Source organism: Aeromonas sp. S12(2024) (assembly GCF_041402305.1).
In the GTDB taxonomy this organism is placed as follows: Bacteria; Pseudomonadota; Gammaproteobacteria; order Enterobacterales; family Aeromonadaceae; genus Aeromonas; species Aeromonas veronii.
Map to the genome: position 1 here is coordinate 105,147 of NZ_JBGLRB010000009.1, position 13,326 is coordinate 118,472.

The window sequence follows — 13,326 nt, forward strand, 5'->3', positions numbered from 1 at the left end:
TGTGTCGGTGATGAGGACAGTAGAAATGCGCAGGCGCTCCATGTCGGCATCTTGTTGAATAATGAGGGGAACATTATAGGGGCCAGCCGCCTGCGGCGACCAGCCCCGTTTTGCGCCCGGTTGTCAGGGTGTGACCCCCATCAGCCTGATATCAGGCTGATATCAAACAGGAGCCAGCCGCTGATAGAGGCTGCGGTAGTAATCATCCGCCAGCAGCTCGTTGTGAGGGGCGCAGAGGCGGATCTGTCCCTCTTCCATCAGGGCAATCCGGTCCATCTGCTCCATCCCCAGCAAGCGGTGGGAGATGAGCAGCAAGGTGCGATCTGCCCCGAGCCGGAACAGCAGATCCATGATCTCCCGCTCGGTCTGACTGTCGAGCCCTTCGGTTGGTTCGTCCAGCAGCCAGAGCGGCGCATCGTGCAGCAGGGCGCGGGCGATGCCGATACGGCGACGCTCACCACCGGAGAGGGGGCGGCCGCCGTCACCGAGCCAGGCGTCGAGGCCCGCCTCATCTTCCAGCAGATTGGCCAGTCCGACCTGGGTCAGTACCGCAATCAGCTGCTCGTCAGTGGCGGTCGGGGCGGCCAGCTTGAGGTTGCCCCGCAGGGTATCGGCAAACAGGTGCACCCGCTGGCTCACCACCGATATGGAGGCGCGCAGCGCCCCTTCGCTGTAGTCGGTGAGCGGCTTGCCATCGAGCAGGATCTTGCCAGCCTGCGGGCTCCACTCCCGGGTCAGCAGCCCCATCAGGGTCGATTTGCCGCAGCCGGTCTGACCCAGCAGCGCCAGCTTCTCACCGGCGTGCAATTGCAGGGTGCAGCCACGCAGCACCGGCTGGGGGTTGCCGGGGTAGCCAAAATAGAGGTCATTGATCTGCAGTACGCCAGAGGTGGCATGGGTCTGTTCGTCGCCCCACACGGGGGCTTTTGCCTCTTGCAGGATCTCGTTCAGGCGGCGTGCCGAGGTAAGGCTGGTGGAGAGGTGCTGGAAAGCACCCGCCAGTGGCATCAGTGCCTCGAAGCTTGCCAGGGTGGCAAAGACCATCAATGCGGTAATGGGGTCGGGCGCCGCACCCGCAACCCCATGACCGGCCAGCCAGAGCATCAGGGTCAGGGTCCAGCCGCTCAGCAGTTGCACCGAGAAGTTGGCCAGCCCGCTCACCTTGGCCATCCGGGCCTGCGCGGCAAGCAGCGCCTGTTCGGCTTGTTGCAGCTCAACCAGCGCCTTGGGGGCGGCGGCAAACATCTGCAGCTCGGCCTGACCATCCAGATAGTCCACCATCCGGGTGCGCAAGGTCGATTTTTCCGCAATCAGCGCCTGACCGGGGCGACGGCCGAGGAAGTAGAACACCAGCGGCAGGGCAATCATGCCAAACAGCAGAATGGCCCCCAGGGTGAGGGCGAGGCGACTGTCGAAAAACGACAGGAAGAAGACCAGTCCGGCGGTGCTGAGCAGGGCCGCGCCTATGGGGGTGATCAGCCGCAGATAGACGTGGTCCATCGCATCGATGTCGGCCACCAGCCGGTTGAGCAGATCCGCCTGACGAAAACCGGCCAGGGTACCGGTGGAGAGCGGCGAGAGTTTTTGCCAGAACCAGACCCGCAGTCGGGTCAGTACCCTGAAGGTGGCGTCGTGGCTCACTACCCGCTCACCCCAGCGACCGGCGGTACGGACGATGGAGAAGAAGCGCACGCCGCCCGCGGGGGTCATGTAGTTAAAGGCATGGGTCGTCGCAACTGTCATCCCCGCCACGGCGGCGGCGGAGAGGAACCAGCCGGAGAGGGAGAGCAGCCCCATGCCGGCGGCCAGGGTCACCAGCGCCAGCAGCAAACCAATGGTGAGGCTGAGCCAGTGTTGGCGATAGAGGCGCAGAAATGGCAACAGATCACTCATCGAGAGAACCTCCGGAACGTTGGGAGAGCAGGCGGGCAAAAGGCCCCTGCCCAGAACTAAGTTGCTGGAAGCTGCCTTGCTCCACCAGCTGGCCGCGGGCCAGCACCATTATCTTGTCCATCTTGGTAAGCTGGTCGAGGCGGTGGGTGATCATCAGCAGGGTCTGGCCAGCCATCGCCTGCTCAATGGTGGTCATGATGGCGCGCTCGGAGTGGCGGTCCAGACTGGCGGTCGGTTCATCGAGCACCATCAGCTGGGTTGATTTGAGCAGGGTTCGCGCCAGGGCGAGGCGCTGGGCCTGACCGACCGAGAGGCCGCCGGCCTGATCGCCGACCGGATAGTCGAGCCCCTTTTCCATGGCAAATTCCCACGCCTGTGCCCGTTTCAGGGCATCTTCCAGCTCGGCATCGCTGGCCGTTGGTTTGGCCAGCAGCAGGTTGTCACGCAAGGAGGCGTGGAACAGCTGCGGGTTTTGCGAGAGCCAGCCCAGTTGCAGGCGCCACTGGCTCATGTCGAGGGTGGCAAGCTCCTGTCCGTTGACCTTGAGTTCACCACGATAGGGGGCAAAGCCGAGCAGGGCGTTGACCAGCGAGCTCTTGCCTGCGCCGCTGACGCCGATGAGGGCGGTACGCGTACCGGCTTCCAAAGTGAAGTCGATGGGGCCGACCAGCACCTTGCCTTCGGCGCTCAGCACTTCAAGTCCTTTGGCTTCTACCTTGACCGGGCTGTCGGCATGGAACGGTGCATTGCCTGCGGCCGGTTCGCTCACCTCGGCTTCGAGGAATTCAAGCAACTGCTCGGCAGCGCCGATAGCCTGCGCCTTGGCGTGGTAGTGGGCACCCAGTTCCCGCAGCGGGGCGTAGAACTCGGGGGCGAGAAACAGCACGAACAGGCCGGTAAATAGGGTGACCTTGACCCCATAGCTACCAAAGTTCAGATGGTCGATATAAGAGAAGCCGAAGTAGACGGCAACCAGCGCTACCGAGATGGCGGCGAAGAACTCCAGCACGGCGGTGCTCAAAAATGCCAGGCGCAGCACTTCCATGGTGCGCTCGCGAAAATCTTCTGAGGCGTCGCGAATGGCGTCACCTTCTGCCTGGGTACGCATAAAGAGTTGCAGGGTACGCAGCCCCTTCAGGCGATCGAGGAAGTGGCCGGAAAGACGGGCCAGCGCCTGAAAATTGCGGCGGTTGGCATCGGCGGCGCCCACACCTACCAGGATCATAAAGATGGGGATGAGGGGCGCCGTGCCCAGCAGGATCAGGCCCGCCGCCCAGTTGACCGGGAATACAGCCACCAGAATGACCACCGGAATAAAGACGGCGATGGCCATCTGCGGCAGATAGCGGGAGAAGAAATCCTGCATGTTTTCAATCTGTTCCAGCAACAGGCTGGCCCAGCTACCGGCCGGACGGCGCTGGATATAGGCAGGGCCGAGACGACTCAAGCGCGTGAGCACCAGCTGGCGGATGGTCTGGCGCACCGCGCTGCCCGCCTTGAAGCTGGCCACTTCCCGGCCATAGGCCAGCGCCGCTTTGCCAAGCGTCACCAGCAGCAGGGTAATAAAGAGCGTGATGGATTGCTCAGGCGTTGAGCCTTCGATGATAAAGCCGTGCAACAGGGTCGCCAGCAGCCAGGCTTGCGCCACCATCAGAATGCCTTGGCCAAGGCCAAAAGCGATGGATATCGTGATCCAGCGGCGACCGTGACTCGATTGCTTGCGCAACCAGCCATAGAGACGTTTTTGCGTTTTTTTATCCATTACCACCATCCTCGCGTCGAGTGGCGCAAGACTATCCTTGCCGTTTGGCCTTGGCAACCTTGTAAATTATCTGTGTTGAAAATGTTTGATTGAAAAAGCAACCGTCTGTTCAATCCTTGTCCGAACAGATTGATTTATTGAAAAAAGTGGCAAAGGCGCCATTGCGCTCGGCGGCAAAATGCATATAGTAGGAGCCCTGACGCGGGTGTAGTTCAATGGTAGAACGGTAGCTTCCCAAGCTGCATACGTGGGTTCGATTCCCATCACCCGCTCCAAATTTCAGATGCCAGGCGGGCATCGTATAATGGCTATTACCTCAGCCTTCCAAGCTGATGATGCGGGTTCGATTCCCGCTGCCCGCTCCAGCTTCAAAGCGAAAAGCCCACTCCTGCGAGTGGGCTTTTTGTTTTTCATCTATTTTGTGCGCCGTTCGACGTCACGCTAACGGTTTCTCAGCTTTAAGGCAAACCGCAGAGACAGAAAAGGCGCCCGAGGCGCCTTTTCAGATCAACAGCGTAGAGGGAGCTTATTCCTGCTCCAGCTCACCACAGAAACGGTAGCCTTCGCCGTGGATGGTGGCGATGATTTCCGGAGTATCGTTGACGCTTTCGAAGTGCTTGCGAATGCGACGGATGGTCACGTCAACGGTACGGTCGTGGGGCTTGAGCTCACGGCCGGTCATCTTCTTCAGCAGCTCGGCGCGGGTCTGGATCTGGCCCGGGTTTTCGCAGAAGTGCAGCATGGCGCGGAACTCGGAGCGCGGCAGCTTGAACATGTCGCCAGTCGGGCTGACCAGTGCGCGGCTGTTGATATCCAGCGCCCAGCCGTTGAACAGGTAGCGCTCAACCAGCTTCTTCTCTTCGCCACCGGCAGCCACGTTCATGGTGCGGCTCAGCAGGTTGCGGGCACGGATGGTCAGCTCGCGCGGGTTGAACGGCTTGGTGATGTAATCATCGGCGCCGATCTCCAGACCCAAGATCTTGTCCACTTCGTTGTCACGACCGGTCAGGAACATCAGGGCGATGTTGTCGTTCTCACGCAGCTCACGGGCCAGCAGCAGGCCGTTCTTGCCCGGCAGGTTGATGTCCATGATCACCAGATTGATGGTGTGGGAAGTGAGGGCCTGGTGCATTTCGTCGCCGTTGTTGGCTTCGAGCACGATGTAGCCTTCGGCTTCAAAAATGCTTTTCAGGGTATTGCGTGTGACCAGCTCGTCTTCGACGATCAGAATGTGTGGTGTTTGCATGAGTATTCCCAGATTCTTATCAGTTAATTATCTTAAATTTAACACTCTTTGGCGTTTCAAACCGATTTCCTGACTGATCCTGAAAATTTATTACGTCATCCTGGGTATGAGAGTCAGGTCGGAATATCGCGAATTAGGCATCAGTACCGGCAAGTATCCCTGTGCCACTTATAGGTTCCCGACAAGTCTGGTCGAGCAGAGCCTGGAAAGGTCGTCCATTACGAAAGTGGCCGCATTTTATCAGTTAACAGGAGCATAACAACACTCTTTGCCGTCAGATAGCAACTTTTTAACTCTGATTTGATATAGGTCAAACCCTGGTACAGCAGCATCATACTTGGCCTGAACCGGGTTTTCGCCCCTACAAAATGTAATGGAATGTAACATGTGATTGACATGAATTTGTGGGAAAACTACAAGAAAATCTGCTTTATCGCGCCATTTGAGCCACCAGACTGGTCTGCCTTTGCCATCATCACAGCCTGGAATCCGGCCAGCCAGTGGGTCACAGAACGACGCAATATGCGGCGGGAACGGGCGCTGTGGCGCCATCTGACCGTGGATTTGCAGGTGCCCGTGGTGGGGCCGTTTTGGGGATCTGACCCGGACGAACGCTGGCAGGAGTCATCGCTGGCGGTGGCGCTATCTCTGCCACAAGCCCGTCAGCTGGCTGCCCGTTTTGGCCAGAACGCCATCTACTGGGTGGAGGATGGCCAGCTCTGGCTGACACCAGTATTGACGGATAAATCAGCCGTTTGCTTGGGCAATATTGAATCCTTCTGGATTGCCAGAAACCTTGCCTGATGAAAGAATGAACACCTTCATGTATCTGAAAGGAATCAAATCATGCTGGATCTCCTGCCCGACCTCTGCGATCAACATGGCGACTTGCTGCAAGTGGCCGACCCGGTGTTTCAGGATTTTGGCGGCAAGGCCCTCTTTTATGGTCGCGCCGTAACGCTCTCCTGTTATGAAGACAACAGTCTGGTGCGGGATCTGGTGACCCGCCCCGGTCACGGCAAGGTGCTGGTGATTGACGGTGGCGGCTCGCTGCGCCGTGCGCTGCTTGGCGATCAACTGGCGGTCAAGGCGGTGGAGCAGGGGTGGGAGGGAATCCTGATCCACGGCGCGGCGCGGGATGTGGGCACTCTGGCGACACTGGCGCTCGGGGTCAAGGCGCTGGCGGCCTGTCCGGTCAAGACCGAGAAGCGGGGATTGGGAGAGCTGGGGGCCGTGGTCAGCTTTGCCGGTGTGACCATCCACGAAGGGGATTACATCTATGCGGATCGCAACGGCGTGGTGGTGAGCGCCACGCCGCTGATCTGATTCAGAAGTTGAAGCCGACTCCCAGGCTCAGCGCCTGATCGGCAGTGATGGCGCTGACGCCGTAGTTGGCGGTGAGGGAGAGTCTGGGGGTCAGCAGCAGGCTGGAGTTGAGCTCCAGCAGGGTGCTGGCCTTGTTAAGATCAAGATGCTTGATCTGGCTGCCGATATTGAATACCGGAGAGAGCTGGTAGCGTACCCCCGAACTCATATTGAAACCGGATGTGCGATTCTGATCCGCTACCGCCGGGCCCGCTTCCATAAAGAGGGTCACATCATCCACCACCGGATACTGATAGCCGCTATTGACCAGCCAGAGATCAAAACTGTCGCTGTGATGGCTATGGCCATTGAGCAGTACACCCGAGTAACTTTTGACATAGAGAGACGGGTTGGATTGCGGCTGAACCACTGCCCAGTCGGCGGCCTGAACAGCCATGCTGGCGCAGGTTGCAAGCAGTGTGATGATGAGTGATTTGACCATTCGTTTCCCCTCCCTGGGTCCGGAACTGAGCCTAAGCATGGCACATGCCAGCTGGTAGTAAAGTGAAGGGAGATCACAATAAAATCCTTTGGCATGGGCGCCAGCCATGATAAACAGGCTGCCGTATTGATGGCTCTAATCATTAAGAGGTGAATCCATGAACAAGAAACTGACTCTGTTGGCCGCGCTGGCACTGGGGGGCTGCGCAATGGCAACAGGTTCCAGCATGGCTCAACTGCAAGCATCCAGCTGGCAGCTGCAAGGCGCCACCGGCGATACCTTCACCCTGCAAGTGGTCGACGGTAAGGTGGCGGGCAAGGGCGGCTGCAACCGCTATTTTGGCGGTATCACCAAGCAGGGTGACGGTGTCTTGACGCTGGGCGCCATGGGCTCCACTCGCATGATGTGCATCGGCGACGCCATGAACAAAGAGACCGAGTTCCTGCAAAAGCTGGAGAAGGTGGCAATCTACTCCATCAACGGCAACCAGCTGACTCTGAGCGATGCCAACAAGGCGGCCCTGCTCACCTTTAACGCGGTGCCTGCTGCCAAATAAGGCACGCGTTTGTCTGATTGCCCCGACAGCGCTGACTGTGCTGGCGGGTCAAACGCTCTGATACGCCCTCCCTCTGGAGGGCGTCTGTTTATCTGCAATGAACCCTGTGTGGTTGTCCGCAACGGTTGTTCACTCGTCGATTCTCCAGTCAGCCCGCTTTGATACCAGTACCTCGTATCTTCGCTTCGGTACGTACCTTGATCATTTCAATAATTCTTGTATAGTTGAAATGAAAAGGTCGCACCAAGGGGAGTGAAGATGAACAAAGAGATGGCCACCAAGGTCTTTGAATCGCTGGCATCCGGCATCCGGCTCGATGTATGGCGGCTGCTGGTGAAGGCCGGGCTGGAGGGGCGGGTCGCCGGTGAACTGGCCAGCGAGCTCGATATTGCCCCCAATACCCTCTCGTTTCACCTCAAGGCGATGCTCAACACCGGTCTGCTGTCGGTGGAGCAGGAGGGGCGCTTTCTGCGCTACCGCGCCAATATTCCCCTGATGCTGGATGTGATCGCCTACCTCACCGAGGAGTGTTGCGCCGGTCATCCCGAGGCGTGCGGCGTGATGCGTGCCGAGTCAGCCTGCTCCCCCCATGTTCTGCCTGCGCAGCCCTGCTGCAACAAGGAGTAATGTCATGTCCTCCATTCAGATTTTTGATCCCGCCCTCTGCTGCTCCAGCGGTGTCTGTGGTACCGAGGTTGATCAGGCACTGGTCACCTTCGCAGCCGACCTTGCCTGGGCCAAGGAGCAGGGAGTTGCCATCGAGCGTTTCAATCTGGCCCAGCAGCCGATGCAATTTGCCGAGACACCTGCCGTCAGTGCTTTTCTGACCCACGCTGGGGAGGAGGGGTTGCCGCTGGTGCTGGTGGAGGGACAGGTGGTGTTGACCGGCCGTTATCCGAGCCGCAGCGAGCTGGCTCGTTATGCCGGGCTGCCTGCGCCACAAGCGGCCATCAAGGGGATCGTCAAGGGCGGCTGCTGCTCTGGCAGCGGTTGCTGCTGAGTCGTGACGCACCATTCGGGAGAGGCTATGTACCATTTTCTGACCAATCCACCGCCGTTTCTCTTTTTCACCGGCAAGGGCGGGGTGGGCAAGACCTCGCTGGCTTGCGCCAGTGCGGTAGCGCTGTGTGATATTGGCAAGCGGGTGCTGCTGGTGAGCACAGATCCTGCCTCCAACGTGGGGCAGGTGTTTGCCACCGAGATCGGCAATCGCGTCACCACCATCGCCGCTGTGTCCGGTTTGTCGGCGCTGGAGATAGATCCCCCCGCGGCGGCCAAAGCTTATCGGGAGCGGATCGTCGGGCCGGTGCGCGGCAAGTTGCCCGAGAGCGTGGTACGCAGCATCGAGGAGCAGCTCTCCGGCGCCTGCACCACCGAGATCGCCGCCTTTGACGAATTCACCGCCCTGCTGACTGACCAAACGCTGCTGGCCGAGTATGACCATATCGTCTTTGATACGGCGCCAACCGGCCACACCATCCGGCTGCTGCAACTGCCGGGCGCCTGGAGCGAATTTCTGGAGCAGGGCAAGGGGGATGCCTCCTGCCTAGGCCCGCTGGCGGGGTTGGAGAAACAGCGCAGCCAGTATGCCGAGGCGGTCGCCGCACTGGCTGATGCCACTCGCACCCGGTTGGTGCTGGTGGCGCGGGCCCAGCAATCCACTCTGCGGGAAGTGGCCCGCACCCACGAGGAGCTGGCCGCCATCGGCTTGTTGAACCAGCAACTGGTGATCAATGGCCTCTTCCCCGAAGGCGCCATTGCCGGAGATCCGCTGGCAATGGCGCTCTGGCAGCGCGAGCAACAGGCTCTCGCCCAGATGCCACAAGGGATAAAGGGGCTGGCGCAGGATCATATCCCGCTGCTGGCCACCAATCTGGTAGGGCTCGACAGTTTGCGGCTGTTTCTGCAATCAGAGGGAACAGCCGCTCAATTATCGACCGCACAGTCCACTGTCAAGCAAGCCCAGCCCGAGTTGAGTTCGCTGGTGGACGAGCTGGCCGCCGATGGTCACGGCCTTATCATGCTGATGGGCAAGGGCGGGGTGGGCAAAACCACCCTGGCTGCCGCCGTGGCGGTGGAGCTGGCGAGCCGCGGTTTGCCGGTGCACCTCACCACCTCGGATCCCGCCGCGCACCTGAGCGAGACGCTGGCAGGTAGCCTGCATCATCTGGAGGTGAGCCGCATCGACCCCCACGCCGAGACCGAGCGTTACCGCGCTCAGGTGCTGGCCACCAAGGGGGCGGCGCTGGACGAGCAGGGGCGGGCACTGCTGGAGGAGGACTTGCGCTCTCCCTGTACCGAGGAGATCGCCGTGTTTCAGGCCTTCTCGCGCATCATTCGCGAGGCGGGCAAGCGCTTCGTGGTGATGGATACAGCCCCTACCGGCCACACCCTGCTGCTGCTCGACGCCACTGGCGCCTACCACAGGGAGATCGCTCGCCAGATGGGAAACAAGGGGCTGCACTTCACTACCCCCATGATGCAGTTGCAGGATCCCAAACAGACCAAGGTACTGATTGTGACGCTGCCCGAGCCGACGCCAGTGCAGGAGGCGGCCAATCTGCAATCCGATCTGCGCCGGGCCGGCATCGAGCCCTGGGGCTGGCTGATCAACCACAGCTTGCAGCAAGCTGCGGTCAGCTCACCGCTGCTGCAACTGCGGGCCGAGCGCCAGTTGCCCCATATCGAGGCGGTCGAGCAGCAACACGCCAGCCGCTACGCCGTGGTGCCGCTGCTCGCCGAGGAGCCGGTGGGGCCCGATGCCCTAGGCCGCCTCTGCCAGCACCATTGAGTCGCCGCCCCGGCCAGCAGCCGGGGCGGCTTGAATATGCCGTTACTTGTTATAAACCCGTGTTTTGAACCAATAGAAGATGCGGAATTGCGCCGCATCGGGAGCTGTGATGTCTGCAACATGTGATGCCAAGGCCGTGCCTGCCATCGGCTTTTTTGAACGTTATCTGACCGCCTGGGTCGCCCTCTGCATTCTGGTGGGGATTGGGCTTGGGCAGGGTTTGCCGGATCTCTTCAAGGCGATCGGCGCCATGGAGGTGGCCAAGGTCAACCTGCCGGTGGGGCTGCTGATCTGGGTGATGATCATCCCCATGCTGCTCAAGATCGACTTTGGCGCCCTGCATCAGGTGAAGGGGCATCTCAAGGGGATTGGGGTCACCCTCTTTATCAACTGGCTAGTCAAGCCCTTCTCCATGGCCTTCCTCGGTTGGCTCTTTATCCGTGTGCTGTTTGCCGACTGGCTGCCGGCGGATCAACTCGACAGTTACGTAGCGGGGCTGATCCTGCTGGCGGCCGCCCCCTGCACCGCCATGGTGTTTGTCTGGAGTCGTCTCACCAACGGCGATCCCTACTTCACCCTGTCGCAGGTGGCGGTGAACGACCTCATCATGGTGTTTGCCTTTGCCCCTCTGGTGGCGCTGCTGCTCGGGGTCTCCAGCATCATAGTGCCGTGGGATACCCTGCTCACCTCTGTGGTGCTCTATATCGTCATCCCGGTCATCATCGCCCAACTGCTGCGCAAGGCTTTGCTGAAAAAGGGAGAGGCCCATTTTGACGGCGTCATGACCCGCATCCAGCCCTGGTCAGTGGCGGCTCTGCTGCTTACTCTGGTGCTGCTGTTTGCTTTTCAGGGCAACGCCATCATTGAGCAGCCGCTGGTCATCGCCCTGTTGGCGGTGCCGATCCTGATCCAGGTGCTGTTCAACTCCGGGCTGGCTTACTGGCTTAACCGCAAGGTAGGGGAGAAGCACTCGGTCGCCTGTCCTTCCGCCCTGATCGGCGCCTCCAACTTCTTCGAGCTGGCGGTGGCCGCCGCCATCAGCCTGTTCGGCTTTCACTCCGGCGCGGCGCTCGCCACCGTGGTTGGCGTGTTGATCGAGGTACCGGTCATGCTGCTGGTGGTGCGGGTGGTTAACGCCAGCAAACCCTGGTACGAAGCGGGGCTGGGCCGTTAACTGATGGCCGCGAACTGATGCTATCCATTTTCTATTCACTTGATTAATGAGAGAGACGCAAATGAGTGCAATCACCATCTATCACAACCCGGAATGTGGTACCTCCCGCAACACCCTGGAGCTGATCCGCAACAGCGGCGTGGAGCCCACTGTCATCCACTATCTGGAGACGCCCCCCTCCCGTGACCAGCTGGTGGCGCTGATCGCCGCCATGGGCATGCCGGTGCGGGCTCTGCTGCGCAAGAACGTGCCCCCCTACGAGGCGCTCGGGCTGGCGGAAGATCGTTTCAGTGATGATGAACTGATCGATGCCATGCTGGCTCACCCCATCCTAATCAACCGCCCCATCGTCGTTACGCCGCTTGGCACCAAGCTGTGCCGTCCGTCAGAAGTGGTGCTCGATATTCTGCCCGATCAGCAAAAAGGGGCCTTCGCCAAGGAAGATGGCGAGCAGGTGGTGGACGCGAGCGGCAAGCGCCTCAAGTAATCATCTGAGTACTCAAGTACTGATTGAAACAGGGCCAGCATCACGCTGGCCCTGTTTCGTTGTGTGAACAAGTTGAAAAAGTTACTCCGGCCAATCGTTTTACCGCTTTTTCTGTGACGATGATCACTGTACCATCGCCGCCCGACCTGCCACCCGGCCGCATCTCCCCCTGCGACGGTGCTGGCGTCACCCGATACATGCTGTCACCCGGAACGTGAATGACCCCAGGATGGGACCCGCCACTAACCTGTAGGTTTGTGGTCTGCGTGTCGCGTGGGTCGGCACTTCTCCCGCCGGATCGCCCGCGACGCCTGTCTGCAGACTTGCCATATGAAACTCCTCTCTTCATAGGTGCAAGATGACACTGTTATTGAGTCTGGTCGGTATGCTGGCCCTGATGTTTATCGCCTGGCTGGCGAGTGAAAACCGCCGAGCCATCCGCTGGCGAACCGTGCTGGGTGCGCTCGCCCTGCAAACCGGTTTTGCTGCCCTGGTGCTCTATTTCCCCCCCGGACAAATCATGCTCGGTGCCATGAGCAATGGCGTCTCCGCCCTGCTCGGCTTTGCCGACAGCGGCATCCGTTTCGTGTTTGGTGATCTCGCCAGCAACGGCTTTATCTTCGCCGTGCGGGTGCTGCCGCTGGTGATCTTTATCAGCGCGCTGATCGCCGTGCTCTACCACTTCGGCATCATGCAGTGGGTGATCCGGGTACTGGGCGGCGCCGTGCACCGCCTGCTCGGCACCAGCCGCGCCGAGTCACTGGTGGCCACCGGCAATATCTTCCTGTCGCAAGGGGAGTCGCCGCTGCTTATTCGTCCCTTCCTCGCTGGTATGACCCGTTCCGAACTCTTTGCGGTGATGACCTGCGGCATGGCCTCGGTGGCGGGCTCGGTGCTGGGCGGTTACGCCGGTCTGGGTGTGGATCTGAAGTACCTCATCGCCGCCTCCTTTATGGCGGCGCCGGGTGGCCTGCTGATGGCCAAACTGCTGGTGCCGGAGCAGCAGCAGGTGAGCGATCAGACCGAGATCACCCTCGACAAGAGCGACTACAGCAACGCCATCGATGCACTGGCGGGCGGCGCCATGGGTGGCATGAAGATCGCGGTGGCCATCGGCACTATCCTGCTCGCCTTTGTCAGCGTCATCACCATGATCAACGCCGGTCTCACTACCGTCGGTGAGTGGTTCGGCTGGGCCAATCTCTCCCTGCAGCAGCTGCTGGGTTATCTGTTTGCCCCGGTGGCCTGGCTGATTGGCGTACCTGCCAGCGAGATGATGGCGGCAGGATCCCTGATTGGTCAGAAAGTGATCATGAACGAGTTCGTCGCCTATCTGGACTTTGCCAATATCAAGGAGGGCCTGAGCGCCCATACCCAGATCATCATCACCTTCGCGCTGTGCGGTTTCGCCAATCTGGGCTCCATTGCGGTGCAGCTTGGCTCCATCGGCACCATGGCGCCGGAGCGCCGCCACGATGTGGCCAATATGGGCTTCAAGGCGGTGCTGGCGGCGACCTTGGCCAACCTGATGAGCGCCACCCTGGCCGGGATCTTTGTCTCCCTCTGATGAGATAAAGCCAGGCTGCGCCAGTAAAAAAGCGCCCGCCCCA

13 protein-coding genes and 2 tRNA genes are annotated in these 13,326 nt (G+C 60.2%); 11 read left to right on the forward strand and 4 right to left on the reverse strand.

Annotated elements, in window-relative coordinates; all coding sequences use genetic code 11:
* Window positions 1–162: 162 nt before the first annotated feature.
* Window positions 163–1,893, reverse strand: a complete 1,731-nt coding sequence (cydC, locus tag ACB035_RS10765) for a cysteine/glutathione ABC transporter ATP-binding protein/permease CydC (RefSeq protein WP_371167260.1) — start codon at window positions 1,891–1,893, stop codon at window positions 163–165.
* A complete protein-coding gene (gene cydD / locus ACB035_RS10770; protein ID WP_371167261.1) occupies window positions 1,886–3,655 on the reverse strand; it encodes a cysteine/glutathione ABC transporter permease/ATP-binding protein CydD in 1,770 nt (589 codons plus the stop codon). Before cydD ends, cydC begins: the two co-directional genes overlap by 8 nt.
* A gap of 201 nt (window positions 3,656–3,856) precedes the next feature.
* On the opposite strand from cydD, the gene ACB035_RS10775 reads away from it, so the two are divergent.
* Both ACB035_RS10775 and ACB035_RS10780 read left to right on the forward strand, forming a co-directional pair.
* Window positions 3,857–3,930: transfer RNA gene (locus tag ACB035_RS10775), tRNA-Gly, on the forward strand.
* Window positions 3,931–3,945: 15 nt separating this feature from the next.
* Window positions 3,946–4,020, forward strand: a tRNA-Gly gene (locus ACB035_RS10780).
* Between the two features lie 161 nt (window positions 4,021–4,181).
* On the opposite strand, the gene arcA is transcribed toward ACB035_RS10780, so the two are convergent.
* Window positions 4,182–4,901, reverse strand: coding sequence for a two-component system response regulator ArcA (arcA, locus tag ACB035_RS10785; RefSeq protein WP_005338193.1), 720 nt, complete (start codon window positions 4,899–4,901; stop codon window positions 4,182–4,184).
* A gap of 396 nt (window positions 4,902–5,297) precedes the next feature.
* On the opposite strand from arcA, the gene ACB035_RS10790 reads away from it, so the two are divergent.
* Together ACB035_RS10790 and ACB035_RS10795 are read left to right on the forward strand one after the other, a co-directional pair.
* A complete protein-coding gene (locus tag ACB035_RS10790) occupies window positions 5,298–5,705 on the forward strand; it encodes a DUF3293 domain-containing protein (RefSeq protein WP_100654214.1) in 408 nt (135 codons plus the stop codon).
* Window positions 5,706–5,747: 42 nt separating this feature from the next.
* Complete coding sequence (locus tag ACB035_RS10795; RefSeq protein ID WP_371167262.1) at window positions 5,748–6,227, forward strand: putative 4-hydroxy-4-methyl-2-oxoglutarate aldolase; 480 nt, start codon at window positions 5,748–5,750, stop codon at window positions 6,225–6,227.
* 1 nt (window position 6,228) lies between these two features.
* On the opposite strand, the gene ACB035_RS10800 is transcribed toward ACB035_RS10795, so the two are convergent.
* Window positions 6,229–6,708: a hypothetical protein gene (locus ACB035_RS10800; protein WP_371167263.1), complete on the reverse strand. Its 480-nt coding sequence runs from the start codon at window positions 6,706–6,708 to the stop codon at window positions 6,229–6,231.
* A gap of 157 nt (window positions 6,709–6,865) precedes the next feature.
* On the opposite strand from ACB035_RS10800, the gene ACB035_RS10805 reads away from it, so the two are divergent.
* The 7 genes from ACB035_RS10805 to ACB035_RS10835 all read left to right on the forward strand — a co-directional run bounded on the left by ACB035_RS10805 (window position 6,866) and on the right by ACB035_RS10835 (window position 13,283).
* On the forward strand, window positions 6,866–7,264 hold the full coding sequence (locus ACB035_RS10805) for an META domain-containing protein (RefSeq protein ID WP_371167264.1): 399 nt from the start codon (window positions 6,866–6,868) through the stop codon (window positions 7,262–7,264).
* Window positions 7,265–7,522: 258 nt separating this feature from the next.
* Window positions 7,523–7,891: a helix-turn-helix transcriptional regulator gene (locus ACB035_RS10810; protein ID WP_005338181.1), complete on the forward strand. Its 369-nt coding sequence runs from the start codon at window positions 7,523–7,525 to the stop codon at window positions 7,889–7,891.
* A 4-nt stretch (window positions 7,892–7,895) separates the two neighbouring features.
* Window positions 7,896–8,264: an arsenite efflux transporter metallochaperone ArsD gene (gene arsD / locus ACB035_RS10815; RefSeq protein ID WP_005347398.1), complete on the forward strand. Its 369-nt coding sequence runs from the start codon at window positions 7,896–7,898 to the stop codon at window positions 8,262–8,264.
* A 27-nt stretch (window positions 8,265–8,291) separates the two neighbouring features.
* On the forward strand, window positions 8,292–10,055 hold the full coding sequence (gene arsA / locus ACB035_RS10820; protein ID WP_371167265.1) for an arsenical pump-driving ATPase: 1,764 nt from the start codon (window positions 8,292–8,294) through the stop codon (window positions 10,053–10,055).
* A gap of 109 nt (window positions 10,056–10,164) precedes the next feature.
* On the forward strand, window positions 10,165–11,229 hold the full coding sequence (gene arsB, locus ACB035_RS10825) for an ACR3 family arsenite efflux transporter (RefSeq protein WP_064341225.1): 1,065 nt from the start codon (window positions 10,165–10,167) through the stop codon (window positions 11,227–11,229).
* 61 nt (window positions 11,230–11,290) lie between these two features.
* Window positions 11,291–11,716 carry a glutaredoxin-dependent arsenate reductase gene (gene arsC / locus ACB035_RS10830; protein WP_371167266.1) on the forward strand — a complete coding sequence of 142 codons (426 nt, stop codon included), beginning with the start codon at window positions 11,291–11,293 and terminating at the stop codon, window positions 11,714–11,716.
* A gap of 358 nt (window positions 11,717–12,074) precedes the next feature.
* Window positions 12,075–13,283, forward strand: coding sequence for a NupC/NupG family nucleoside CNT transporter (locus ACB035_RS10835; protein WP_371167267.1), 1,209 nt, complete (start codon window positions 12,075–12,077; stop codon window positions 13,281–13,283).
* The last annotated feature ends 43 nt before the right edge of the window (window positions 13,284–13,326 follow it).

Coding starts and splice junctions, on each gene's coding strand:
- cydC (WP_371167260.1), bottom strand. CDS start 1,893: ATGAGTGATCTGTTGCCATTTCTGCGCCTCTATCGCCAACACTGGCTC.
- cydD (WP_371167261.1), bottom strand. CDS start 3,655: ATGGATAAAAAAACGCAAAAACGTCTCTATGGCTGGTTGCGCAAGCAA.
- arcA (WP_005338193.1), bottom strand. CDS start 4,901: ATGCAAACACCACACATTCTGATCGTCGAAGACGAGCTGGTCACACGC.
- ACB035_RS10790 (WP_100654214.1), top strand. CDS start 5,298: ATGAATTTGTGGGAAAACTACAAGAAAATCTGCTTTATCGCGCCATTT.
- ACB035_RS10795 (WP_371167262.1), top strand. CDS start 5,748: ATGCTGGATCTCCTGCCCGACCTCTGCGATCAACATGGCGACTTGCTG.
- ACB035_RS10800 (WP_371167263.1), bottom strand. CDS start 6,708: ATGGTCAAATCACTCATCATCACACTGCTTGCAACCTGCGCCAGCATG.
- ACB035_RS10805 (WP_371167264.1), top strand. CDS start 6,866: ATGAACAAGAAACTGACTCTGTTGGCCGCGCTGGCACTGGGGGGCTGC.
- ACB035_RS10810 (WP_005338181.1), top strand. CDS start 7,523: ATGAACAAAGAGATGGCCACCAAGGTCTTTGAATCGCTGGCATCCGGC.
- arsD (WP_005347398.1), top strand. CDS start 7,896: ATGTCCTCCATTCAGATTTTTGATCCCGCCCTCTGCTGCTCCAGCGGT.
- arsA (WP_371167265.1), top strand. CDS start 8,292: ATGTACCATTTTCTGACCAATCCACCGCCGTTTCTCTTTTTCACCGGC.
- arsB (WP_064341225.1), top strand. CDS start 10,165: ATGTCTGCAACATGTGATGCCAAGGCCGTGCCTGCCATCGGCTTTTTT.
- arsC (WP_371167266.1), top strand. CDS start 11,291: ATGAGTGCAATCACCATCTATCACAACCCGGAATGTGGTACCTCCCGC.
- ACB035_RS10835 (WP_371167267.1), top strand. CDS start 12,075: ATGACACTGTTATTGAGTCTGGTCGGTATGCTGGCCCTGATGTTTATC.